Annotated in this window: 18 protein-coding genes and 1 pseudogene; 13 read left to right on the forward strand and 6 right to left on the reverse strand. The window is 68.3% G+C overall.

Annotated features, from left to right (window positions below; genetic code table 11):
• The first annotated feature begins 275 nt into the window (after positions 1-275).
• The gene (locus JWP54_RS01865) at positions 276-1,466 is read left to right on the forward strand and encodes an aminotransferase class I/II-fold pyridoxal phosphate-dependent enzyme (RefSeq protein ID WP_297366496.1); all 1,191 of its coding nucleotides are present in this window, start codon (positions 276-278) and stop codon (positions 1,464-1,466) included.
• Between the two features lie 67 nt (positions 1,467-1,533).
• Here JWP54_RS01865 and JWP54_RS01870 read toward each other — a convergent pair whose 3' ends face one another.
• A complete protein-coding gene (locus JWP54_RS01870; protein ID WP_297366498.1) occupies positions 1,534-2,607 on the reverse strand; it encodes an alkene reductase in 1,074 nt (357 codons plus the stop codon).
• A gap of 187 nt (positions 2,608-2,794) precedes the next feature.
• Here JWP54_RS01870 and JWP54_RS01875 point away from each other — a divergent pair, with 187 nt between their 5' ends.
• A complete protein-coding gene (locus JWP54_RS01875) occupies positions 2,795-3,757 on the forward strand; it encodes an alpha/beta hydrolase (protein WP_297366500.1) in 963 nt (320 codons plus the stop codon).
• A 146-nt stretch (positions 3,758-3,903) separates the two neighbouring features.
• Here the strand turns inward: JWP54_RS01875 and JWP54_RS01880 are convergent, their stop codons facing one another.
• Positions 3,904-4,734 carry a carbon-nitrogen hydrolase family protein gene (locus JWP54_RS01880; protein ID WP_297366502.1) on the reverse strand — a complete coding sequence of 277 codons (831 nt, stop codon included), beginning with the start codon at positions 4,732-4,734 and terminating at the stop codon, positions 3,904-3,906.
• 104 nt (positions 4,735-4,838) lie between these two features.
• On the opposite strand from JWP54_RS01880, the gene JWP54_RS01885 reads away from it, so the two are divergent.
• The 10 genes from JWP54_RS01885 (at position 4,839) to JWP54_RS01930 (ending at position 17,123) form a co-directional block, all read left to right on the forward strand.
• On the forward strand, positions 4,839-5,513 hold the full coding sequence (locus JWP54_RS01885; protein WP_297366504.1) for a response regulator transcription factor: 675 nt from the start codon (positions 4,839-4,841) through the stop codon (positions 5,511-5,513).
• A gap of 13 nt (positions 5,514-5,526) precedes the next feature.
• Positions 5,527-6,906 carry a HAMP domain-containing sensor histidine kinase gene (locus JWP54_RS01890; protein ID WP_297366506.1) on the forward strand — a complete coding sequence of 460 codons (1,380 nt, stop codon included), beginning with the start codon at positions 5,527-5,529 and terminating at the stop codon, positions 6,904-6,906.
• A 59-nt stretch (positions 6,907-6,965) separates the two neighbouring features.
• Positions 6,966-7,721 carry a polyprenol monophosphomannose synthase gene (locus tag JWP54_RS01895; protein ID WP_297366508.1) on the forward strand — a complete coding sequence of 252 codons (756 nt, stop codon included), beginning with the start codon at positions 6,966-6,968 and terminating at the stop codon, positions 7,719-7,721.
• Positions 7,722-8,007: 286 nt separating this feature from the next.
• Positions 8,008-8,751 carry an NUDIX domain-containing protein gene (locus JWP54_RS01900; protein ID WP_297366510.1) on the forward strand — a complete coding sequence of 248 codons (744 nt, stop codon included), beginning with the start codon at positions 8,008-8,010 and terminating at the stop codon, positions 8,749-8,751.
• Entirely contained in the window at positions 8,748-10,079 is a 1,332-nt protein-coding gene (nadA, locus tag JWP54_RS01905) for a quinolinate synthase NadA (RefSeq protein ID WP_297366512.1), read from the forward strand. Before JWP54_RS01900 ends, nadA begins: the two co-directional genes overlap by 4 nt.
• 2 nt (positions 10,080-10,081) lie before the next feature.
• Positions 10,082-11,707, forward strand: coding sequence for an L-aspartate oxidase (gene nadB / locus JWP54_RS01910; RefSeq protein WP_297366514.1), 1,626 nt, complete (start codon positions 10,082-10,084; stop codon positions 11,705-11,707).
• The gene (gene nadC / locus JWP54_RS01915; RefSeq protein ID WP_297366516.1) at positions 11,701-12,576 is read left to right on the forward strand and encodes a carboxylating nicotinate-nucleotide diphosphorylase; all 876 of its coding nucleotides are present in this window, start codon (positions 11,701-11,703) and stop codon (positions 12,574-12,576) included. The genes nadB and nadC overlap by 7 nt, the downstream gene beginning before the upstream one ends.
• Positions 12,577-12,601: 25 nt before the next feature.
• Positions 12,602-13,744 carry a cysteine desulfurase family protein gene (locus JWP54_RS01920; RefSeq protein ID WP_297366518.1) on the forward strand — a complete coding sequence of 381 codons (1,143 nt, stop codon included), beginning with the start codon at positions 12,602-12,604 and terminating at the stop codon, positions 13,742-13,744.
• A 160-nt stretch (positions 13,745-13,904) separates the two neighbouring features.
• The gene (adhE, locus tag JWP54_RS01925) at positions 13,905-16,652 is read left to right on the forward strand and encodes a bifunctional acetaldehyde-CoA/alcohol dehydrogenase (RefSeq protein WP_297366520.1); all 2,748 of its coding nucleotides are present in this window, start codon (positions 13,905-13,907) and stop codon (positions 16,650-16,652) included.
• 111 nt (positions 16,653-16,763) lie between these two features.
• The gene (locus tag JWP54_RS01930) at positions 16,764-17,123 is read left to right on the forward strand and encodes a hypothetical protein (RefSeq protein WP_297366522.1); all 360 of its coding nucleotides are present in this window, start codon (positions 16,764-16,766) and stop codon (positions 17,121-17,123) included.
• On the opposite strand, the gene JWP54_RS01935 is transcribed toward JWP54_RS01930, so the two are convergent.
• The 3 genes from JWP54_RS01935 to JWP54_RS01945 are packed head-to-tail and all read right to left on the reverse strand — an operon-like array spanning position 17,113 to position 20,288.
• Entirely contained in the window at positions 17,113-18,030 is a 918-nt protein-coding gene (locus JWP54_RS01935; RefSeq protein ID WP_297366524.1) for a carbohydrate ABC transporter permease, read from the reverse strand. The genes JWP54_RS01930 and JWP54_RS01935 overlap by 11 nt on opposite strands.
• Positions 18,027-18,995 (reverse strand): carbohydrate ABC transporter permease, encoded by a 969-nt coding sequence (locus JWP54_RS01940; RefSeq protein WP_297366526.1) that lies wholly within the window; start codon positions 18,993-18,995, stop codon positions 18,027-18,029. Before JWP54_RS01940 ends, JWP54_RS01935 begins: the two co-directional genes overlap by 4 nt.
• A 24-nt stretch (positions 18,996-19,019) precedes the next feature.
• Complete coding sequence (locus JWP54_RS01945) at positions 19,020-20,288, reverse strand: ABC transporter substrate-binding protein (RefSeq protein ID WP_297366528.1); 1,269 nt, start codon at positions 20,286-20,288, stop codon at positions 19,020-19,022.
• A gap of 181 nt (positions 20,289-20,469) precedes the next feature.
• On the opposite strand from JWP54_RS01945, the gene JWP54_RS01950 reads away from it, so the two are divergent.
• Positions 20,470-21,669, forward strand: a complete 1,200-nt coding sequence (locus tag JWP54_RS01950; RefSeq protein WP_297366530.1) for an ROK family protein — start codon at positions 20,470-20,472, stop codon at positions 21,667-21,669.
• Between the two features lie 46 nt (positions 21,670-21,715).
• Here JWP54_RS01950 and JWP54_RS17645 read toward each other — a convergent pair.
• Positions 21,716-21,868, reverse strand: a pseudogene (locus JWP54_RS17645) (SRPBCC domain-containing protein); the annotation flags it as partial.
• Positions 21,869-22,678 lie beyond the last annotated feature (810 nt).

Consider the following 22,678-nt stretch of genomic DNA (forward strand, 5'->3'; position numbering starts at 1 on the left):
GCCGCGGTCGCCGCGGCGAGCGCCTCCTCGTCTGACGCGAAGACCGGGGTGGGCGTCGGCGGGCTCGAAGTCGGCGCGGACGTCGCCGCCTCGGCACAACCCGCAAGGGGTAGCAGCAGGAGGCACGCGCACGCGACCGCCACCTTCCGCCCTGCGGCTCGTCGTCCAGCGCCGTGATTGCCCATGCCGTCACCGTAAGCGCCATGGACCCTCACCCGCGCGAGTTATCCACAGGATGCCGGATGTCGTAAATTTGGAGGCATGCAGGTCACCACATGACGATCACCGGCGCCTGGCGGCGCACCGCCCGCGGAGCCGGTCTCCTTGCCGCCGATGGCAGCATCTCCGCCAGCATCTTCGCCGAGATGTCCGCCCTCGCCATGCGCACCGGCGCCATCAACCTGGGCCAGGGATTCCCCGACGAAGACGGCCCGGCCGTCGTGCTCGAGGCCGCCCGCCAGGCCATCAGCGACGGCGTCAACCAGTACCCACCCGGCCGGGGTGCGCCCGTACTCCTCGAGGCCATCGCCCGCCACCAGCAGCGCTTCTACAACCTCACCGTCGACCCGGAAACCGAGGTACTGGTGACGGCCGGGGCCACAGAGGCGCTGTCGGCGACCCTGTTGGCCCTGCTCGAGCCGGGCGACGAAGTGGTGACCTTCGAGCCGTTCTACGACGCCTACGGCGGACTGATCGCATTGGCCGGTGGCGTGCACCGCACGGTGCGGTTGCACTCCCCCACGTTCCAGCCCGACCTCGACGAACTGGCCGCCGCCGTCACCGGCCGCACGCGGATGATCCTGCTCAACAACCCGCACAACCCCACCGGCACCGTCTTCAGCCGTGAGACCCTCGAACTCATCGTGGCGCTGGCACACCAGCACGACGCGCTCATAGTGACCGACGAGGTCTACGAGCACCTCACCTTCGGCGTCGCGCACGTCCCGGTCGCCACCCTGCCCGGCGCTCGCGAGCGCACCGTGACGATCTCCTCCGGCGGCAAGACCTTCAGCACCACCGGCTGGAAGATCGGCTGGTTGAGCGCGCCCGCGGCCATCGTCACGGCGATCCTCGCGGTCAAGCAGTTCCTCACCTATGTCAACGGTGCACCGTTTCAGCCCGCCACCGCCCTCGGCCTGGACCTGCCCGACTCCTACTTCACCGGAATCGCCACCGGGCTGGCCGCCAAACGTGACTTGTTGGCGGGCGGCCTCACCGCTGCCGGATTCACTCTGGCCGTTCCGCACGGCTCGTATTTCATCGTGGCGGATGCCGCCGCTCTCGGCTACGCAGACGGGGTCGAGTTCTGCCGGGCCCTGCCCGAGCTGGCGGGGGTGGTCGGCATCCCGATCAGCGCCTTCTGCCTGCCGGAGCACAAGCCCGCCTACGCGTCGCTGGTGCGCTTCGCGTTCTGCAAGCGGGAGGACGTGCTCGAGGAAGCAGCCGCCCGCCTGGCCCGGCTGTAAGGTACCCGTCTCAGCAGAACGGCCCCGGGACTGTCGTCTCGGGGCCGTTCGGGCACTGCGGGTGAAGCTAGTTCGCGTAGGCGGGGTAGTCCGTGTATCCCGCGGCGTCGGGCCCGTAGAACGTAAGCGGGTTGGGCTCGTTCAGCGGCAGGTCCTCCAACCAGCGGCGCACCAGGTCGGGGTTGGCGATCACGGCGCGGCCGACGACGACCCCATCGCCCAAACCGTCTTCGAGCAGGGCAACGGCCTCGGCGCGGGTGGTGACGGTGCCGAAGCCGGAGTTGACCAGCAGCGGGCCGCCGAACCGGGTGCGGAGGGTCTGCACCAGCTCGGACGCGGGGTCACGGTGCAGCACGCTGAGGTAGGCCAGGCCGAGCGGGGCCAGGCCGTCGACCAGGGCGCCATAGGTGGCCAGCACGTCGGCGGGGTCGGTCTCCAGCGCATCCTGGATGTTGTGCTCCGGCGAGATCCTGATGCCCACTCGGTCGGCACCGATGGCTTCGGCGACGGCCGTCACCACCTCGATCACGAAGCGGGCCCGGTTCTCGGGTGATCCGCCGTAGACGTCATCGCGCACGTTGGACGTCGGTGCGAGGAATTCGTGCAGCAGGTAACCATTGGCGGAGTGGATCTCGACCCCGTCGAGTCCGGCCGAGATGGCGTTCCGAGAGCCTTGCACGAAGCCGGCGATGATGCCCGGCAGGTCATCGGCCGTGAGAGCACGCGGCACCGGGTAGGGCAGCTTGCCCCTATAGGTGTGGCTCTCACCCTGGATGGCGATGGCGCTCGGGGCGACCACGTCGAGTCCGCCGTTGGTCTCGGCGTGAGTGACCCGGCCCGCGTGCATGACCTGCGCCACGATGCGGCCGCCGGCCGCGTGCACGGAATCGGCGACCTTCGCCCAGCCGGCGATCTGGTCGGCGGTGACCAGCCCGGGCTGGCCGGGGAAGCCCTGACCGGCCTGGTCGGGGTAGACGCCCTCGGAGACGATGAGACCGAGCGTCGCCCGCTGCCCGTAGTGCTCGATGTTCAGTGCGCCGGGGATGCCGTGGGCACCGGAACGCGTCCGGGTCAGCGGCGCCATCACCAGTCGGTTGGGCAGCTCGAGGGCGCCGAGGTTCAGCGGGGTGAAAAGACTCACGTATTGCTCCTTCTAGATATTCGGTTCGGACGCCGGCCGGCGCGGTTGGGCCGCCGCCACCGGAAAGTCGTCCCGTTCTGCAAACAGTGCTCCCCACCGGCCTATTCCGGGACCGGCGTAACGGACAGGCAGCACCCAGGCTGGGCCGGCAGCCAATCCGCAGCCCGCCCCGCGCCGAACCTGGAGTATGCGCAGCACCTCCGACGTCCCGATCACGACCGCTGCGGAGCTGGCGTACTGCCCCTTTCCGCTCACCGCCGATGAACACCGGCTGGGCCTCGGCAGCAGCCGGATCCGCACCGCCCTCGGCGCCGTCGCGGTGCGGCACGGGCGAGCGGGCGGGCCGGTTGCGACGATTCTCCTGCACGGGGCGGCCGGATCGTGGACGACCTGGACCCCGATGATCCGCGCGGCCGACGAGGTCGCGAACACCTCCATCTCCGACCTGATCATTCCCGACCTGCCGGGCTGGGGTGCCACACCGTTACCCGATGACGCCGGCGCCGAGACCATCGAAACGCTGGCGGCCGCCGTCGCCGAGATCGCCCGCGCGCTCGGCTATCAACGCTGGCGCGTCGTCGGCCACTCGCTGGGCGGATTCGTGGCCCTGGAACTCGCGGCGAGCTACCCCACGCAGACGAGCCAGGTGGGCTTGGTCTCGGCCACGACGTACAGCGTCATCGACAGTGTGCGGCATCCGCTGGCTCGATTCGGCGTGCTGCCGGGTTTCACCGCCCTGCTCGGGGTCATGCGAGTGCTGGCCCGGGTCGGCGGCGGCCACGGATTCGTGATGGCGTTGCATTGCCTCGGGCTGATGCGAGCCCTCGTCACGCCGCTGTTCGACCGGGTCGGCAGGATCGACGCCAGCATCGTCGATGCGCTGGCCGCCGAGGCCCGCCCGCGCTCGTTTGCCCTCGCAGCCGATCGGGCCGCACACTATGACGCCGACCGGTCGTGGGCTCGCATCGTGTGCCCGGTACGGTCCGTGCACGGCGCCCGCGACGTTTTCGTCACCGGCGGCGACGACATGCGGATGGCTGCCGTCATTGCCGACTTCGGCGGTACTGTACTCGCCGGCGCGGGCCATTTCGCCCATGTCGAACGGCCGCTCGAGACCCTGCAGGCCGTGTGCCGCCCGGAGCCGCGCTGACGCCGGGTGCACGCGCTTGCTGGATCGCTTGACATTGCCGCGGCGAGAGTTTCCTCTTCTCCTGGCGCAACGCCATGGAAGTGGGCGACGGGCGTAGCTCAGCCTGGATGGACCCGGCGCTCGTTCGAGACCGGCTGAGCGTCCCCTTAGGACTGCACGAGGGGGACGACACCGAACCGACGCAGCTCCAGGGCGGGGTTGACCCGGCGCACCTCGGCCAGCCGGGAGCGGGAGACCCAGGCGAGGCCGATATCCGTCGTCACCCCGATCGTCACCAGCTCCACACCCATCGGGTCGACCACCATACTCGCACCCACTCCCCCGGGCGGCGCGTGGTCGGCGGCGGCGAGGTAGACCGTGTTCTCCAGCGCGCGCGCCGTGACCAGAGTGCGCCAGTGCGCTTCCTTGAGCGGCCCTGGCACCCATTCCGCCGGTACGAGTACCAGGTCGGCACCGGCGTCGACCAGGCGGCGGGTCACCTCGGGAAAACGGATGTCGTAACACGTCTGCAGGCCCACGGTAATGCCCGACACCTGGAAGGTTTCGGGCACCTCGATGACACCGGCACGCACCCGGTCGGACTCGCGCGCCCCGAACGCGTCGTAGAGGTGCAGCTTGCGGTACCTGGCCACCACCTGCCCGGCCGGGTCGATGGCGACGATGGTGTTCTGCACCAGTGCGGGGTCGTCGGTGCTCTCCAGCAGACCGGCCACGATGTGCACCCCGAGGTCCGCGGCGAGCTCGCCCAGTGCCGTCACAAATGGTCCGTCCAACGCTTCCGCGGCGGCCAGCGAAGCCTCGCCCATCTGCTTCTCGAAGAACGCCGAGTATTCGGGAAAGACCACGATGCTCGCGCCGCGCGCGACGGCCGTCTGCGCCAGCGTCCGCATCTCGGTCAGGTTCACGGCCTGGTCGGTGCCGGGCGAGAACTGCGCCACGGCCACACCGAGTTCGTCCTGCGCGCTCGAATCCACCATGCCGTCAGCCTACCGGCGGCATCCGGCACCTCGTCGGCCGGCCGCGAGCGGTTATGCCGGCAACGTGCCAGCATAGGATGCTGGTGCGAGCGAAGGGTGACGGCATGAAGATCTTGGTCGTGGAGGACGATGACCAGATGGGCGCCCTCATCGAACGCGGGCTGCAGGCCGAGGGCTACGAGACCGTGCGGGTTGCCAACGGTGTTGACGCCCTTATCGCCCTCACCGGCGACGGGTTCGGGTTGGCCGCCATCGACGTGATGCTGCCGCAGATGTCGGGATTCGAGATCTGCCGCCGCATCCGCGAATCGGGCAGCACAATGCCGGTGCTGCTGCTCACCGCCCGCGACACCGTCGACGATCGGGTGTACGGGCTCGACAGCGGGGCGGATGACTACCTCACCAAGCCGTTCGCCTTCGCAGAATTGTCCGCCCGGGTACGCGCGCTGCTCCGTCGGCATTCCATGGGCGCCCCGCTCACCGTGGAGATCGGCAACCTGATGCTCGATTCCCGGGACCTGCGCGTCACCGTCGCCGGGCGCCCGGTGTCCATGAGCCCCAAGGAAGTCGCCCTGCTGCGGTTGTTGTGCAGCCGGGCCGGCACCACCGTGGACCGCACCACCATCCTCGAAGAGATTTGGAACGGCACCAACCACATCGACCCGAACATCGTCGACCAGTACATCAGCTACCTGCGCCGCAAGATCGACACGGATGCCGCCGGCGTGCGCATCGTCACCGTGCGGGGCGCCGGCTACTCGGTGGAGCTCGTCGAATGAGGCGGCCCGCACGGTGAACCGACTCCGCCGCCTGCGGCTCCCCCCACTGTCGATCCGGGCCCGGATCACGGTCGGCAGCCTCGTCGTCGCGACGCTGTTGTTCAGCACCGCCGCATTCTTCTTCCGTCTCGAAGTGCAGTCGATCCTCACCGAGACGAACAAAACCATGTTGCAGAACGACGCCGAACCCCTGGTCAACCAGCTGGCCACCTCCCCCACCGACACCATCCAGGTCGCCACTGAGGGACAGCTGCTCGCCATCGTCGACTCCACCGGCACCGTGCGCACCTCGTCCCTGCCGCGCAGCCTGGACCGGCAGATCGACTTCCTCACCGGTCTGGGGCCCGCTCCGGAGACCGTGCACACCCCGGCGGCCACCTACCTGGTGTCCGCCACCACCGTGAGCACCGACACGGGCGACTGGGTCGTGATCGCCGCCCGCAACCAGCAGGCCCCCGGGCTGCTGCTCGACGAGCTCACGGGCGTCCTATCGCTCGGCACCCTGATCCTCACCGTCGGTTTCGGCTGGGCCTCATGGTTGCTCACCGGCGCGGCCCTCCGCCCGGTCACCCGACTACGCGAAGAAGCGGAAAGCCTGACCGCCACCGGGTCGTCGGCGCAGCTGCGGGTCCCCGCAGGCCAGGACGAGGTGAGCCGACTCGCCCGCACCCTCAACGACTTCATCGAGCGGCTGCGGCGCGGGGTCGACCGGGAGAAGCAGATCGTCTCGGATGCGAGCCACGAGCTGCGCACCCCGCTGGCCGTCCTGCGGGCCCAGCTGGAACTGGCCTACCTCGACTCCGGCGACGCCCCAGCCCTGGAGCGCGACATCCGGGACGCCTCGGCTACCGCCGAGCGGCTCAGCCGCCTGGCCACCAACCTGCTCGAGCTGAGCAAACTCGAGAGTGAGCAGGTTCCGCCCGAAACCGACTGGGCCGGCCTCGTCGGCGAGATCACCGCATCCGTCGACCGGGCCCGGGTGGTGCGAGCCGGCCACGAGCTCGAGGTCAACTACCGCATCGACGGCGACGACAGCACTGGGCGGTACGCCATCTCGGCCACGAACACGGGTCAGTTGCTGGACAACCTGATCTCCAACGCCGTGAACGCCATGGCCGGCCACGGCAGCGTCACCGTGACACTCGAACGCTCCGGCGACGGCGCCCTCCTTACCGTCGTCGACACCGGGCCGGGGCTGCCGGAGGACTTCATCCCGCTCGCCTTCGACAGGTTCTCCCGCCCCGACAACTCCAGGTCGAGCAGTTCCGGCGGGTCGGGGCTGGGCCTCGCGATCGTGCACGCCATCGTCGAACGCGCCAACGGCAGGATCCTGCTCCGCAACACGGGCGATGGCCTGGCCGTCGAAATCAGGCTGCCCCGGCACATGCGCTGACCGCCGCACTGAGAGCGCCTCAAATCGCACGTTCAGGGACGAACTGCCAAGCTAGTTCCATGCCATCCACTGTGGTCATCATCCCCACGTACAACGAGCGCGAGAATGTCGGCCCCATCGTGAGCCGCGTGCGCGCCAGCGTGCCCGAGGCCGAGATCCTCGTCGTCGACGACGCCTCCCCCGACGGAACCGGCGACCTGGCGGACCGGCTGGCCGCCGAGGACGCGAGCGTGCACGTGCTGCACCGCTCTGCGAAGAACGGACTGGGCGCGGCGTATCTGGACGCCTTCGCCTGGGGTCGGGAACGCGGTTTCGACTACCTGGTGCAGCTCGACGCCGACGGCTCGCACCTGCCGGAGCAGCTGCCGGCCCTGCTGACGGCAGCCGGTACCGCCGATGTCGTGATGGGGTCCCGCTGGATTCCAGGCGGCCGGGTGGAGAACTGGCCCTGGCACCGCCGCATGCTCTCGCGCGGCGGCTCCCTCTACTCGCGGCTGCTGCTGCGGCTGCCGCAACACGACGTCACCGGCGGCTACCGGGTCTACAGCGCCGACGCACTCGAACGGATGCAACTGGGCAGCGTCGACAGCCTCGGCTACTGCTTCCAAATCGACATGCTGCTGCACGCCGTGCGTGCCCGCCTGCGCGTGGTGGAGATTCCGATCACCTTCGTCGAACGCACCCTCGGCACCTCCAAGATGAGCGGCGGAATCGTGTTCGAGGCCATGGGACGGGTTACGATCTGGGGCCTGACCGGGCATGGCGCCCGGAACTCCAACCCGGCCGTCGCGACCAGGCGCACCGGCGACCACTAGGCCCGCGGCCTCAGCCACAACTGTCGCGTTGGGCGCGCGCCGTTTCGCGGGCACAACGCCGCTACGCGGGCACGGCGCCACCTCGGAGTAAGCCCGCTCGCGCTACGCGGGCAAGGCGCCGCTGCGCGGGTGGCGCGCAGCCCGCGTACCGGCGTGCAACCCGCGCCACGCGGCGCGCGGGCGCGGCGCCGCTTCGCACCTCGGCGAGATTTCACCTTCAGGTCAAAATGACTATATGATGAGCCTCACGTTAAAGTCACTCTGACCTTTACTCCAGGATGTCCCCATGACCGAGATTCAGACCCCCGCACTCGCGGTGTCGACGGTGATCTTTGCCCTGCGGCCAGACCTCGAATCCGGCTTCATGACCCTGTGGCTGCCGCTGGTGCGCCGCACCAGGGAGCCCCACCTGGGCCTGTGGGCCCTGCCCGGCGGCTGGCTGCCCAGCGACGAAGAGATGTCCGCAGCTGCCGCCCGCACGCTGCGGGAGACCACCGGCCTCACCCCGAGCTATCTGGAGCAGCTGTACACCTTCGGCGACGTGGGCCGCTCCCCCGGTGGCCGGGTCATCTCGGTCGTCTACTGGGCTCTCGTGCAGTCCGGCGAGGCCGACCTCGCTGCCGTCGACGAGAACGTTCAGTGGTTCCCCGCCGACCGACTGCCCTCCCTCGCCTTCGACCACAACCGGATCGTCGACTATGCGCTCTGGCGGCTGCGCACCAAGGTGGAGTACTCCCGGATCGCGCACGCCTTCCTCGGTGAGACGTTCACCCTGGCCCAGTTGCGGGATGTGCACGAAGCTGTCCTCCGGCGCGCCCTCGACCCGGCCAACTTCCGGCGCACCATCGAGTCCTCCGGCACCGTCGTCGACACGGGCCTGCGCCTGGCAGGCGTGCCGCATCGGCCGCCCCGGTTGTACCGGTACAACGATTCGAACGCCCTCGCCGAACAGGGCCCGCTCGGCCCGTCGGCGGGCTTCCCCGAAACTCCCCTCCAATCCACGCCGCACCCCACGAGGAGCACGACATGACCATCGCATCGGTCGACCGCACCATCCGCCTGATCAGCACGGGCGAGACCACGGGTAGCACCTGCACGCCCGACCTCGCCGTCGATCCCTGGTACTTCGACGCCAAGGCGCCGGGGTACGGCCCGGGTTCGTCGATGGGTGACGTGATCCCCACCGGTTCCCCCCGCCAGGGTGAACTGCCCGCGAAATACCGCACCGCCTCCAACGGCGAACTCGGCGACTGGATCCGCGCCGCGAAGGCCACCCTCGGCGAGCGGGTCGTGGTGCTCGGCCACTTCTACCAGCGCGAAGAGGTGCTGCAGCACGCCGACTTCGTCGGCGACTCGTTCCAGCTCGCCGTGGCCACCCAGAGCCGGCCCGACGCCGAGGCCATCGTCTTCTGCGGCGTGCACTTCATGGCCGAGACGGCCGACCTGCTCTCCCGCCCCGAGCAGGCCGTGATCCTGCCCAACCTCGCCGCGGGCTGCTCGATGGCCGACATGGCCGACATCGACTCGGTCACCGAGTGCTGGGAGCAACTCGAAGAGCTGTACGGCACCGAACCGGATGCTGACGGCCGCGTCCCGGTGATCCCCGTCACCTACATGAACTCTTCCGCCGCGCTCAAGGGCTTCTGCGGCGAGCACGGCGGCATCGTGTGCACCTCTTCCAACGCCGAAACCGTGCTCGAGTGGGCCTTCGAGCGTGGCCAGCGGGTGCTGTTCTTCCCCGACCAGCACCTGGGCCGCAACACCGCCAAGGCGATGGGCGTGCCTCTCGAACGGATGCCGATGTGGAACCCGCGCAAGCCCCTCGGCGGCAACACCGAAAGCGAGCTCGAGAACTCACAGGTGATCCTCTGGCACGGCTTCTGCAGCGTGCACCGCCGCTTCACCGTCGACCAGATCGCCGCCGCCCGCTCGGAGCACCCCGGGGTGCGCGTCATCGTGCACCCCGAGTGCCCGATGGCCGTCGTCGACGCGGCGGACGAGTACGGCTCGACCGACTACATCGCCAAGGCGATCGCCGCCGCCCCCGCCGGGTCGACGTTTGCGATCGGCACCGAGATCAACCTGGTGCAGCGCCTCGCCGCCGAGTATCCGCAGCACACCATCTTCTGCCTGGACCCGGTGGTCTGCCCGTGCTCGACCATGTACCGCATCCACTCCGGTTACCTGGCCTGGGTACTCGAAGCCCTCGTGGGCGGCGACGGCGTGCCCGCCGAGGTGCTCAACCGCATCACCGTCGCAGACGACGTCGCCGGGCACGCCCGGGTGGCTCTGGAGCGGATGCTCGCCGCCAAGCCGCCCGCTGCCGGCCCCGTCGCCCCCGTCGTGGTGGGAGCCTGACCATGGCACGCGTGCTCGTCGTCGGCAGCGGACTGGGCGGATTGATCGCCGCGGTCCGGGCCACCGATGCCGGCCACCGGGTGACCCTCGTCACCAAGGCCGCCCTGTCCGACAGCAATACGCGGTACGCCCAGGGCGGCATCGCCGCGGCGTTGTTTCCGGATGACTCCACCGACGCGCACATCCTCGACACCCTGCGCGCCGGTGCCGGTCTCTGCGACCCGGCCGCCGTGACGGTGCTCTGCGAAGAGGGCCCCGCCCGGGTGCGCGACCTGATCCGGTTCGGGGTCGACTTCGACCGCGACGAGTCCGGCATCACGCGCGGCCTCGAGGCGGCGCACTCCCGCTCCCGGGTGCTGCACGCCGGCGGCGACGCCACCGGCTTCGCCATCGAGACCGCCCTGGTGGCCACGGTGCAGGAACGCGCCGATCGCGCCCACGCGCACGGCGGCGACCAGATCACCATCCACGACCACACCATGCTCGTCGACCTGGTGGTCGACGACGGCCGCGTGACCGGCGCGACACTGCTCGGACCGGACGGCGCCCGGCACACCGTGGCCGCCGACGCCGTGATCCTCGCCACCGGCGGTGCGGGAGCGCTGTACAAGCACACGACGAATCCTGCCATCGCCACCGGTGACGGCGTCGCCGCGGCCTGGCGGGCCGGCGCCACGATCGCCGACGTGGAGTTCTACCAGTTCCATCCCACCGCCCTCGCCGTACCCGGCACCCCGCTGGTCTCCGAGGCCGTGCGCGGCGAAGGCGCGGTGCTGCTCAGCAGCACCGGCGAACGCTTCATGCCGGCCATCCACCCGGATGCCGAACTTGCGCCGCGGGACATCGTGGCCCGCAGCATCGCCGCCCAGATGAAGGCGCAGGGCGGCGCCCCGGTGCTGCTGGACGCGACCGGGCTCGGCCGGGAGTTGCTCGAGAGCCGGTTTCCCACCATCACCGCCGCCTGCCGCGCCGCCGGTCTGGACTGGGCGATCGAACCGATCCCCGTCGCGCCCGCCGCGCACTACTGGATGGGCGGTGTTGCCACCGACGGTTGGGGCCGCACGTCCCTGCCCGGCCTCTTCGCCGTCGGCGAGGTCGCCCGCACCGGCGCGCACGGCGCCAACCGGCTGGCCTCGAATTCGCTGCTGGAAGCCGCCGTCTTCGCCGACCGGGCCGTGCGCGCGCTCGACCACAGCACCGGCCGGCACCCCCTGTTCAACGCCGACACGACCGACTCGACCGTCGCAGGCGACGGCACCCACAGCGACGCGGCCGGCGACTCGCTCGTAGACCGGGCCACCCTGCAGAACCTGCTCTGGGAGGCTGCCGGCGTGCACCGCTCCGGCACCGGACTCACCGCGGCCGCCGCGACACTGGCCGACTGGCAGGCCGCGGACCGGGCGAACGCGACCGTCAACGAGCTGGAGACCGGCAACCTGCTCGATCTCGGCCGCCTGATCGTGGCCGCCGCCCTCGCCCGTGAAGAATCGCGCGGCGCGCACCACCGGGCCGACTTCCCCGGCAGCCGGCCCGAACTCGCCCGGCCACGGTTCAGCCGCCGCCCGGAGTCGCTTTGGCGCACCCTTGTTCCCGCTTCATCGTCCGCTTCGGAGGCCATCGCATGCTGACCACTCCCGCCATCGACACCGTGGTTCGCGCCGCACTCGACGAGGACGCCCCGTGGGGCGACCTCACCAGTGAGATGCTGATCCCCGCCGACGCCGTCGCCACCGCCCAGCTGGTGGCCCGGGAAGCCGGCGTGTTCAGCGGTGGCGCCGTCTTCGACGCGGCGTTCCGCCTCGTCGACCCACGCATCACGGTTCACCTGCTCGTCCGCGATGGCACTCCCTTCGCCGCCGGCGACCTGCTCGCCGAGGCGTCCGGCCCGGCCCGCGGTATCCTGCAGGCCGAACGCATCGGCCTCAACTTCGTGCAGCGGATGAGCGGGATCGCCACGCTCACGGCGCGGTACGTGGCCGAGACTGACGGCACCACGGCCCGCATCGTCGACACCCGCAAGACCACGCCTGGCCTGCGCGCGTTCGAACGCCAGGCCGTGCGAGACGGCGGCGGCCACAACCACCGGTTCAGCCTCTCCGACGCCGTCATGGCCAAGGACAACCACTTGGCCGTGCTCAGCGCCGGCGGCATCGGCCTCACCGACGCACTGCTGGCCGTGCGGGCGAAGCTCTCGCACACCACCCACTTCGAGGTGGAGGTGGACACCCTCGAGCAGATCGAACCGGTGCTCGCCGCCGGCATCGACACCATCATGCTGGACAACTTCGCCCTCGGCGACCTGCGCGAGGGCGTGCGCCGCATCGCCGGCCGCGCGATCGTCGAAGCCAGCGGCGGGGTCTCCCTCGAGACCGTGCGGCGGATCGCGCAGACCGGCGTCGACGTGATCTCGGTGGGTGCGCTCACCCATAGCGTGCGTGCGCTCGACCTGGGCCTCGACGTGGTCATCCTGCCCGAAGCCGTCTTCCCCACGGCTTGACCGCCCGCCACCGCCGGGAGCGCCCATGATCTACCTCGACAACGCAGCGACGGCACCGCTTCGCCGTGAGGTCGCCGAGGCCATCTGGCCGATCATGACCCGCGGCTTCGGCAACCCGTCCAGCCACCACCGGGTGGGTGAGGCCGCCGCGGCGGTGCTCGCGTCCGCGCGGGCCCGCATCGCGGCCGTGCTCGGCTGCCGGCCGGGTGAGATCACCTTCACCGGCGGTGGCACCGAGGGCGACAACCTGGCGGTCAAGGGCCTCGCCCTCGGCAGCCCGCGCGGCCGGCACGTCATCACCACGGCCCTCGAACACGAGGCCGTCCTCGAATCCTGTGACTACCTGCGCCGGCTGCATGGGTTCGAAATCACCCTGCTGCCCACGGATGCCGCCGGCCGCGTCGATCCTGCCGACCTCGCCACGGTCCTCCGGCCCGACAGCACGCTCGTCGCTGTGCACTACGCCAACAACGAGATCGGCACCGTGCAGCCGATCCGGGAGCTCGCCGCCATGGCGCGAGCCGCCGGGGTCCCCTTCCACACCGACGCCGTGCAGGCCGCCGGCTGGCTGCCGCTGAACGTCGCCGACCTCGGTGTGGCCGCCCTGACCCTCTCCGCGCACAAGCTGGGCGCCCCCCAGGGCGTTGGCGCCCTGTTCCTGCGCGGCCGCCTCAGCGTCGAACCGGTGCTGCACGGCGGCGGGCAGGAGCGCGGCAAGCGCAGCGGCACCGAGAACGTCGCCGGCGCTGTGGGCCTGGCGACCGCCCTCGACCTGGCCGAGGCCGAACGAGTAGACCTCGCACCGCGGCTGAGCGCGCTGCGCGACACCTTCATCGCCGAGGTCCTGGCTACAACGCCCGGCGCCACCCTCACCGGGCACCCGGTGCACCGCCTGCCCGGCCATGCCTCATTCACCTTCGCCGGCACCGGCGGGGAGGCTGTGCTGCTCGAACTGGAGAGGTTCGACATCGTCTGCTCGAGCGGGTCGGCCTGCGCGGCCGGCAGCGACGAGGCGTCGCACGTGCTCACCGCCCTCGGTATCCCCGGCGACCTCGCCCAGACCGCCGTGCGCTTCACCCTGTCGGCCGGCACCACTGCCGCCGAACTGTCCGAAACGGCCGTGCGGGTGCGCGAGGCCGTGGCCGCCGTCCGCGGCCTCGCCGGCTGACTGTTCCCGCTGCGGACAATTGGGCCCGGTGCGCCGGGCGCAATTGTCCGCACGGGGAACAGTTGTGGTGGGACCTTTGGCCCGTGTTTTGGGCGTTGCACAGTCCTAGGTTTGAACCAGAGACAAAGATCCCAGATCGGGTTGTCCAGGAGGAAAACTAATGACGATCACAGACCAACCAGTCGCCACTCCACTAGCTGCGCAGATCGACTCCATGGTTTCCGCGGGCTTGGTCGCGCTCAAGGAATACGCAAACTTCACGCAGGAACAGATTGACTTCATTGTCAAGAAGGCCTCCGTTGCCGCGCTGTCCAAGCACGCCGAACTCGCCGTGCACGCCGTCGCCGAAACCGGCCGTGGTGTCTTCGAAGACAAGGCAGTGAAGAATCTCTTCGCCTGCGAGCACGTGACCAACTCCATGCAGAACCTCAAGACCGTCGGCATCATCAGCCGCGACGAGATCACCGGCATCACCGAGATCGCCGAGCCCGTCGGCGTCATCTGCGGTATCACGCCCGTGACCAACCCCACCTCGACCGCGATCTTCAAGTCGCTCATCGCGCTGAAGACCCGCAACCCCATCATCTTCGGCTTCCACCCGGGAGCCCAACAGTCCTCCGTCGCTGCCGCCCGCGTCGTTCGCGACGCCGCCATCAAGGCCGGCGCCCCGGAGCACTGTATCCAGTGGATCGAAACCCCCTCCCTTGAGGCGTCCACGTTGCTGATGAACCACCCCGGCATCGCGACCATCCTCGCCACCGGTGGTAACGCCATGGTTCGCGCCGCGTACTCCTGTGGCAAGCCCGCCCTGGGTGTCGGCGCCGGAAACGTGCCGGCCTTCATCGAGAAGAGCGCCAAGCTCAAGCGTGCCGTCAACGACGTCGTGCTCTCGAAGTCCTTCGATTACGGCATGATCTGCGCATCGGAGCAGGCCGTCATCATCGAAGAGCCCCTCTACACAGAGGCCATGGCAGAGTTCAAGATCCTGCACACCCACCTCGCCAACACCGCTGAGAAGGCCATGCTCGAAGAGTTCATCTTCGGCGTGCAGGCCAACTCGGAGAACTGCGCCGGCGCCAAGCTGAACCCCACCGTCGTCGGAAAGTCGCCGGTGTGGATCGCCAAGCAGGCCGGCTTCACCATTCCCGACGACACCTCGATCATCCTGGTGGAGGTTTCCGGAGTCGGACCGCACGAGCCGATGACCCGCGAAAAGCTCGCCCCGGTCCTCGCCGTCCTGCACGCCAAGGACGCCGAAGAGGGCATCTCGCTCTCCGAGCAGATGGTGGAATTCGACGGCCTGGGCCACTCCGGCTCGATCCACAGTGAAGACCCCGCGATCATCGAGGAGTTCGGCAAGCGCGTCAAGGCCGTCCGCATCATCACCAACGCCCCCAGCTCGCTCGGTGGCATCGGTGACATCTACAACGCATTCATCCCCTCGCTCACGCTCGGCTGTGGTTCCTACGGACACAACTCCGTCTCGAACAACGTGTCGGCGATCAACCTGATCAACGTCAAGCGCATTGGCCGGAGGAACAACAACTTGCAGTGGTTCAAGATCCCCGCGAAGACCTACTTCGAGCCGAACGCGGTTCGCTACCTCGCCGACATGCGCGACGTCACCCGCGTCACTATCGTCACCGACACGACCATGACCCGCCTGGGCTTCGTCGACAAGATCCTCGACGTGCTCAACCGCCGCGAGAACCGCGTCGCCCTGCAGATCATCAACAACGTGCTCCCAGAGCCCACCGTCGCCGCCGTGGAGAAGGGCGCAGAGGAAATGCGCGCCTTCAAGCCGGACACCATCATCGCCCTCGGTGGCGGTTCTCCCATGGACGCCGCGAAGGTCATGTGGCTGCTGTACGAGCACCCCGAAATCGAGTTCGCCGACATGAAGGAGAAGTTTTTCGACGTGCGCAAGCGCGCGTTCAAGTTCCCCGACCTGGGCGAGCTCGCCAAGCTGGTCTGCATCCCGACTACCTCGGGTACCGGTAGTGAGATGACGCCGTTCGCCGTCATCACCGACGACGTCACCGGGATCAAGTACCCGCTGGCCGACTACGCGCTGATCCCGTCCGTCGCCATCATCGACCCGGTGCTCACCGCCATGATGCCGTCCTTCCTGGCCGCCGACTCCGGCTTCGACGCCCTGACCCACGCCACAGAGGCATACGTCTCGGTCTACGCGAACGACTTCACCGACGGCCTGTGCCTGCACGCGATCAAGCTGATCTTCGAGAACATCGAGACCAGCGTCAAGGGCACCATCGGCAGCAACGACGACAGCGTCATCAAGGCCCGCGAGAAGATGCACAACGCCGCATCGATCTCGGGCATGGCCTTCGGAAACGCCTTCCTCGGTATAGTCCACGCCATGGCCCACGTCACCGGCGCCCAGCTGCACCTGATCCACGGCCGGGTCAACGCGACTTACCTGCCGCACGTGATCCGGTACAACGGCACCGTGCCGACCAAGCTGACCAGCTGGCCCAAGTACGAGCACTACATCGCCCCGGAGCGCTTCCAGGAGATCGCGAAGCACCTCGGACTTCCGGCCTCGACCCCCGCTGAGGGCGTCGAATCCTACGCCAAGGCCGTCGAGCAGCTGCGCGACAAGGTCGGCATCAAGCCGTCCTTCCAGGCTCAGGGCGTGCCGGAGGAAGACTTCATCAGCCGCCTCGACTCGCTCGCCATGGGCGCCTACGGCGACCAGTGCGCACCCGCCAACCCGCGGATGCCGATGCTGGATGACATGAAGACCCTCATGGAGGCCGCGTACTACGGCAAGTCGTTCGCCGAGGTTCGCGCCGGACGCGCAGCCGTGGTTGACGCCGCGCTCGAGACCGGTGCAGAGGTTGCCACCGCCGAGGCCAAGAAGCCGGCCCGCAAGGCCAGCAAGTAAGTCAAGGCTCAGCAGTAACCGTTCGACCTGCACCACCACAACGGCCCCGCACGCATGACGCGGGGCCGTTGTGGTCTGCCCCTGGCCGCCGCATTGGGAGGTGGTGATTAGATGGACGGTGTGGGCACCTCTAAGCACTCTCCTCATGGCGGCGGCGACGCCGCTGCCGCCCGTCCCGCAGCGGACGCGCGGCCTCCGGCGCACGAGGCGGAGATCGAAAAGATCCTGCTGGACGCCGACCGGCGCGACAGTGAAGCCGATATCCGTGACGACGTCTCCGACAAGCGGGCGGAAGCGGCCGACCTGCAGGCCTTTCTGGATACCACCGAGACCTATTCCGGCCTCGGCGAACGCCGGGCAGCGGCACTGGACCGCTCACACGCCAAGAGCGATCGCGCATCGTCAGCGGAGGACCGGGCGAAGCTGTCCCAGCACAACGATGCTCTGGACGACGAGCCCGTCACCCCTTGACCGCACCCTGGGTGACGCCTTCCATCACCCAGCGCTGGGTGAAGAGGTAGACCACGATGGCCGGCGCCATCGCCATCAGGTATGAGGCAAACGACACGTTGTAGTTGGTGCTGAACTGCGTTTGGAAGATGTTCTGTACGACGGGAATGGTCTGCTGAGCGGCATCGGCGATGATCAACGACGGCATCATGAAGTCGTTCCAGGAGGCGAGGAAGGCGAAGATGGCGACGGTGGCGCTCATCGGGGCCAGCAACGGGAAGATCAGCTGGCGGAAGGTTTGCCAGGTCGTCGCGCCGTCGATCCGGGCACTTTCCTCGAGCTCAAGCGGAATCGACCGGAGGAACGCGGTGAACAGCAGAATGCTGAAGGAGAGCTGGAACATGATGTGCAGGATCGTCACTCCGAGCGGGTTGGCCAGGCCGACCAGGCCGGTGAGCTGGATCTGCGGGAGCGCGATGACGGTGAACGGGATGAACAGCGTCGCCAGCAGGTAGAAGAACGACCAGCGGAACAGGCGGTGCTCCCAGTTGCGAACGATCGCGTACGACGCCAGGGCCGCCAAAAGCACAGTGCCGATCACGGTGCCTGCGGTGACCAGCGCCGTGATGACGAAGGCCACCGGGAAGTTGGTCAGCTCCCACGCCGTGGTGAAGCCGGAGAAGTCGATCGGCGACGGCAGGGAGAACGCGTTGCCGTCCACAGCCTGGGCCGTCGACTTCAGCGACATCGAGACGGTCACGTAGAGCGGGAGCAGCACCGTGAGGGCGCACAGGCAGAGGATGACCATGGTCGTCCAGTTGGTTTTCTCCCGCCCCACCCTCCCCCGACGCCGGATGGTGGTGGGGGTCGCGACGGCTAGGGCGGGTCCCGCCGAGTCGGGTAGCGGCTTTGCTGCTATCTGAGTCATGAGATCGCCGCCCTTCCGCGGGTGATTCTGAGTTGGAGAAGTGAGATGAGGATGGCGATGATGAAGAAGATCGTCGCGTTCGCCATCTGATACGCGTAATCACCACCGGTGAAACCCGTGAAGATGGTCATCGCGACGCTGCGGGTCGATGTCCCGGGGCCTCCGTTGGTGAGACCGACGATCACGTCATACGCGTTGATGTAATTCTTGAAGCCGAGGATGACGTTGATGACGACATAACCGGCCACCAGCGGGAGCGTGATGGAACGCAGCCGGGACCAGGCATTCACACCGTCGAGGTCGGCCGCCTCATACACCTCGCCGGGGATGGACAGGAGCCCGGCGATGTAGATCAGCATCACGCTGGGCACGGACTGCCAGGTGGTGACGACCACAATCGCGAGCCAAGCGAGATTCGGGTTTGCCAGAACAGACTCCTGCAGCCACGGAATGCCCGTGGACGCGCCCGCGGCGGGAAGCGAATTGGAGAACAGAAAGTTGAACACGTAGGCGATCACGATGCCGGAGATCACCATCGGGATGACGAAGACGGCCCTCAGGGCGCTCTTCAGCCTGATGCGGGAGACGAGTCCGACCGCGAGCAGGAAGGCGATGACATTCACGAACACCACTGTGACGATCGCGAAACCGAACGTGAATCCGTAGCTGGCCAAAATCGCCGGGTCCGAGAACGCGGCGATGTAATTGGTGATCCCGATGAACTGCCATTCACCGAAGCCGATGAAGTTCGTGAAGCTGTAGAAGATGCCGATCAGCGCCGGGAGGGTGATGGCCAGGGTGAACAGCAGCAGGGTCGGAAGCAGGAACAGGTAGTAGATCGGGTCGATGCGCCGGTGGCCCCGCTTGGTGGAACGGCCGCCGACCAGGTGGCCGACCTGACCGCGCTCAGCATTCGAGACGAGTGAACCGGCCTTCGCCGTTGCCGGGGCGATCGGAGTACTCATTGTCGGTGTCCTTTCCGGTTGCCCTCAGCCGCGCAGTGCCAGCCGGGCCCAGTCGTCGTCGAGTTGCGCGAGCGTCTTATCTATGTCCGCACCGGTCACGATGGCCTGGAGGTAGTTGTCGGTGGGAATGGTCAGGGGAATGGCGCGTGACGGGCCCTGGTAGAACTTCGCCTCGTCGTAATACTCCTGCATGCCCAGGATGCGCTCGTCGGTGGCCGGGGCGGCATCCGTCGTGGTGCCGAAGGCCAGGAAGTCGGCGTTGAACTCGTCCATCACGTCCTGCTGCATCAGGTAGGAGACGAACTCCCTGGCGGCCTCCTTGTCGTTGCTGATCTCCGGGATCCACAGGGCCAGGTCCAGGTTCACCCGTACCTTGCGGTCGTTCGGATCATCGGTGACGGGCAGCGGGAAGGTGCCGAGTTCGAGGTCGGGATCGGTCTTTGCGATCTCGCCCAGGGCCCACGGGCCCTGCAGGTACATCGCGGCCGCACCCTTGGCAAAGGCCACGTTGCCGTCGCCGTAGCCGCGGCTCTCCGCGTCCTCGTTGGAGTACCCGGCCAGTTCGACCATCCGCTCCACCGGGTCGCGGAGCGTCTTCTGGAACGACACCGGCGAGTCCGGCCCCACGTTGGTGCCCTCTTCGTTCATCTGCTCGTAGAAGTCGGCCACCTCGATCGAACCGCCGACGGTGTAGTCGAACAGGCCCTGGCCGACCGTCCATGGCTCCTTGTAGGTGCTGTAGATGGGAGTGATGCCCGCGGCCTTCAGTGTCTCGCAGGCAGCGATCAGTTCATCCCAGGTGGCCGGCACCGTGATGCCGTTGTCTTCGAACATCTGCACGTTGTAAATCACCGAGGCCGCCGCGACGGAGTACGGGAGCACGCTCGTTCGACCGGGGAAGGTGGCGTACTGGTCGACGAGCTCCTGCACGTCGGGCCGGATGCGGTCGGCTTCGGGCATGTCCGACAGATCCGACAACGCGCCCCGCTCCATGAACCTGGCCATCTCCATGTTGTAGTTCAGCAGGCCGACGTCCGGCGGGTTGCCGCGGAGAAAGCCGGCCGACAGATTCGACGCCGTGTCGAGGGTGACCCGCACGTCGGATTGCTCCGAGTTGAACTGTTTGGTGAGATCGCGGAAGAACGGGATGGCTTCCGGCTTGCTCATGTGGAAGGTGATCTCGGCCGGCCCGGAGCCCGGGTCCGCCGCGCACCCACCCAGCGCCAAAGCCGCTGCGATCAGGATGGCGGAGAGGGAACCCAGCCGCGACCGGGTCGAACTTGGATAGGACACGTCATTGTCTCCCTGTGTTTCCCGGTGCTGATGACCCGGGCCGAATGCTGTAGCGGGGCCGTTTCACCCCGATTCGAGAAGATATAGACTGCGAATCTATTTGGTGAGATAGATGGTTGTACCGGCGAATGGATAGGTCAAGGCCTTGGAACATCTCGGTTCTGCAACGTCACCCCGGGGCATGCGCCGGCTCAACGCACGCCGGGTCCTCGACTGTGCCTGGGGCGCCGCAGCGTTCACCGCGTCCGACGTGATGAGCACGACCGGCCTCACCCGCTCGACCGTGATCGGGGTCTGCGACCAGCTTGTGGGCACTGGCTGGCTGCAGGAACTGGGCGATGCGCGCGCCGTCGGCGACTACCGGAAAGGCCGGCCGGCGCGGCGCTACTCGCTCCGCGACGAGGCCGCCGCGGTGATCGGCGTCGACGCCGGCTTCGACCGGATGTCGGCGACCGTCGCGGATCTTCGCGGCCGGACCCTCGGTCGGGCCGCGGCGATGCTCCCCACCCGGGCCGAGGGTTCGGATGCCGGCACCCGGCTCGCTCTGGCCCGGCGGGTCGTCGATGATGCGATCACGGCGGCGCCGGTGGACCCGGGCAGCGTGCTGGCCCTCACGGTGGGCGTTCCGGCTCCCGTTGCACAAAACGGCGCGCCGCCCGGCTACGGCACCGACTTCTGGCACCTGATGAACCCCGGCTACGGGCGGCTCTTTGCCGTGTCCGCCCCGATCGTGACCGTGGAGAACGACGCGAACCTCGCCGCGATCGCCGAGCGCTCCTCGACGGAGGGCCGCGGCCGCCAGCTGGACTCCTTCATCGCCCTGCTCGTCGGCGAGGGCATCGGTGCCGGACTCATGATCGACAGCAGGCTGGTGCGCGGCCGGCAGGGCGGTGCCGGCGAGATGCGCTTCCTGGATCACGTCTCCGGCGTCGGCTCGGCCGACGGCCTTGCCCTGTGCGCCAGACGTTGGGCAGCCAACGCCATCAGGTCCCGATCCCTTCCTGCGCACAGCGTGCTCGGCCGGCTCGACCCGGTCACGCTGCACGAGAGTGACGTCACTTGGGCCGCGGAAGCCGGTGATCCGGCCGCGGCCGCGCTCCTCGACCAACTGGCCGCCCGCCTCGCCCAGATCTGTCTGGTCCTCGGGGCCCTGCTGGACGTCGACCGGATCATCGTGGGCGGTTCCGCGGTGGATTCACTGCCTGGCGCCATCCGCCTCGCCGCCACCATCCTGGCCGATTGCGGCGACCCGGCCTCCCCCGAGCTGGTCGCATCGGCGCTGGGCGTTGAAGCGGTGGCCACCGGTGCGGTCGAACACGCCCTCGCCCGCGTTCGCGAGCAGGTCTTCGAGCTGCGCCCCGGCGTAGTCCGACGGCAGTAGCTCCCTCGCGTGCGCGATCGTCGGAGAAGTGGCCCGACAGGTCGACGGAGAAGACCAGCTCGGTGCGACTCCCCTGATCGGTCAGCCGCACGGTGGCGACGGGGGCGTCGTCCGCGGCCGCTCCGCTGAGTTCGGGCCAGCCGCCCACGGCGCCCCAGGTGAAGACGAGTCGCGTCCCCGGGTCGATCTCCCGGTAGATGCCCCGGTGATGTAGTCGGTCTGCTCATCCAGGATCATGCGCTGGCGCCGCGCGCCGCCCACCCGCAGGTCGAGTTCCACCGGCTCATCAGCCGGCTGTTTGTCGGTGAAGAGCCATCGCAGGGCTGCGGGGTCTGCCCACGCCCGGAACACGACCGCGCGCGGCGCATCCAGTACCCGGCTGAAAGGATGCGAGCCGCAACTGTTGCCGAAGCGGACGATTGGTCCCGGCACACCGGGTGCAATTGTCCGCATGGGTGACCGTTGGCGCTCAGCTCACACAAGAAAAGCCCCTCCGATTGGAGGGGCTTTTCATCTGTGGGCGTTTCACGCAATCCGGGATCCCTTGCTACCACTGTGCAGTTTCCGGGAGCGTGAGATGCGATTCCAACCTAAGACCGATTTCATTCCAGGCCCGAACCCTGCGGGTGGACAGAGCGAACAGCTCGGTCCCGCTCGCGCCTCGCAGCACTCGCTCCTCCAGGACGAGGAGCAATTCCAGGGCGAGACAACGGCCCCGGCTGCATTGCGGAGCGGGAGTCGGCGCCTCGTCGCTGGGAGTGGTCAGGCGTTCGTCCTCACGCCGGCTCGTCAATTCACCTCCCAGAGGGCTTTCATTGCCTCTTGGACGGTGTTGAAGGAGTCCTCTTTCTCCATTGCGGATGTGAAGTGCCATGAATCCTTCGGTTACGTCCCCTTGAGTGGTGTGGTTTCCCAGTCGTGAGCGTTGCTTCGGCAACGTGATGAGCCATCGTGGGATGGTCAGTGAGTACCGATCAAAGTCACTCACAGAAAAGACACAAACACACGA

This window comes from Cryobacterium sp., assembly GCF_025463825.1.
Taxonomy (GTDB): Bacteria; Actinomycetota; Actinomycetes; order Actinomycetales; family Microbacteriaceae; genus Cryobacterium.

Excerpts from the sequence above, each read along its gene's own strand:
- adhE (WP_297366520.1), top strand. The coding sequence starts at position 13,905 with ATGACGATCACAGACCAACCAGTCGCCACTCCACTAGCTGCGCAGATC.
- JWP54_RS01865 (WP_297366496.1), top strand. The coding sequence starts at position 276 with ATGACGATCACCGGCGCCTGGCGGCGCACCGCCCGCGGAGCCGGTCTC.
- JWP54_RS01935 (WP_297366524.1), bottom strand. The coding sequence starts at position 18,030 with ATGACTCAGATAGCAGCAAAGCCGCTACCCGACTCGGCGGGACCCGCC.
- JWP54_RS01880 (WP_297366502.1), bottom strand. The coding sequence starts at position 4,734 with ATGGTGGATTCGAGCGCGCAGGACGAACTCGGTGTGGCCGTGGCGCAG.
- JWP54_RS01920 (WP_297366518.1), top strand. The coding sequence starts at position 12,602 with ATGATCTACCTCGACAACGCAGCGACGGCACCGCTTCGCCGTGAGGTC.
- JWP54_RS01900 (WP_297366510.1), top strand. The coding sequence starts at position 8,008 with ATGACCGAGATTCAGACCCCCGCACTCGCGGTGTCGACGGTGATCTTT.
- nadC (WP_297366516.1), top strand. The coding sequence starts at position 11,701 with ATGCTGACCACTCCCGCCATCGACACCGTGGTTCGCGCCGCACTCGAC.
- JWP54_RS01930 (WP_297366522.1), top strand. The coding sequence starts at position 16,764 with ATGGACGGTGTGGGCACCTCTAAGCACTCTCCTCATGGCGGCGGCGAC.
- JWP54_RS01950 (WP_297366530.1), top strand. The coding sequence starts at position 20,470 with ATGCGCCGGCTCAACGCACGCCGGGTCCTCGACTGTGCCTGGGGCGCC.
- nadB (WP_297366514.1), top strand. The coding sequence starts at position 10,082 with ATGGCACGCGTGCTCGTCGTCGGCAGCGGACTGGGCGGATTGATCGCC.
- JWP54_RS01875 (WP_297366500.1), top strand. The coding sequence starts at position 2,795 with ATGCGCAGCACCTCCGACGTCCCGATCACGACCGCTGCGGAGCTGGCG.
- JWP54_RS01940 (WP_297366526.1), bottom strand. The coding sequence starts at position 18,995 with ATGAGTACTCCGATCGCCCCGGCAACGGCGAAGGCCGGTTCACTCGTC.
- JWP54_RS01885 (WP_297366504.1), top strand. The coding sequence starts at position 4,839 with ATGAAGATCTTGGTCGTGGAGGACGATGACCAGATGGGCGCCCTCATC.
- JWP54_RS01895 (WP_297366508.1), top strand. The coding sequence starts at position 6,966 with ATGCCATCCACTGTGGTCATCATCCCCACGTACAACGAGCGCGAGAAT.
- nadA (WP_297366512.1), top strand. The coding sequence starts at position 8,748 with ATGACCATCGCATCGGTCGACCGCACCATCCGCCTGATCAGCACGGGC.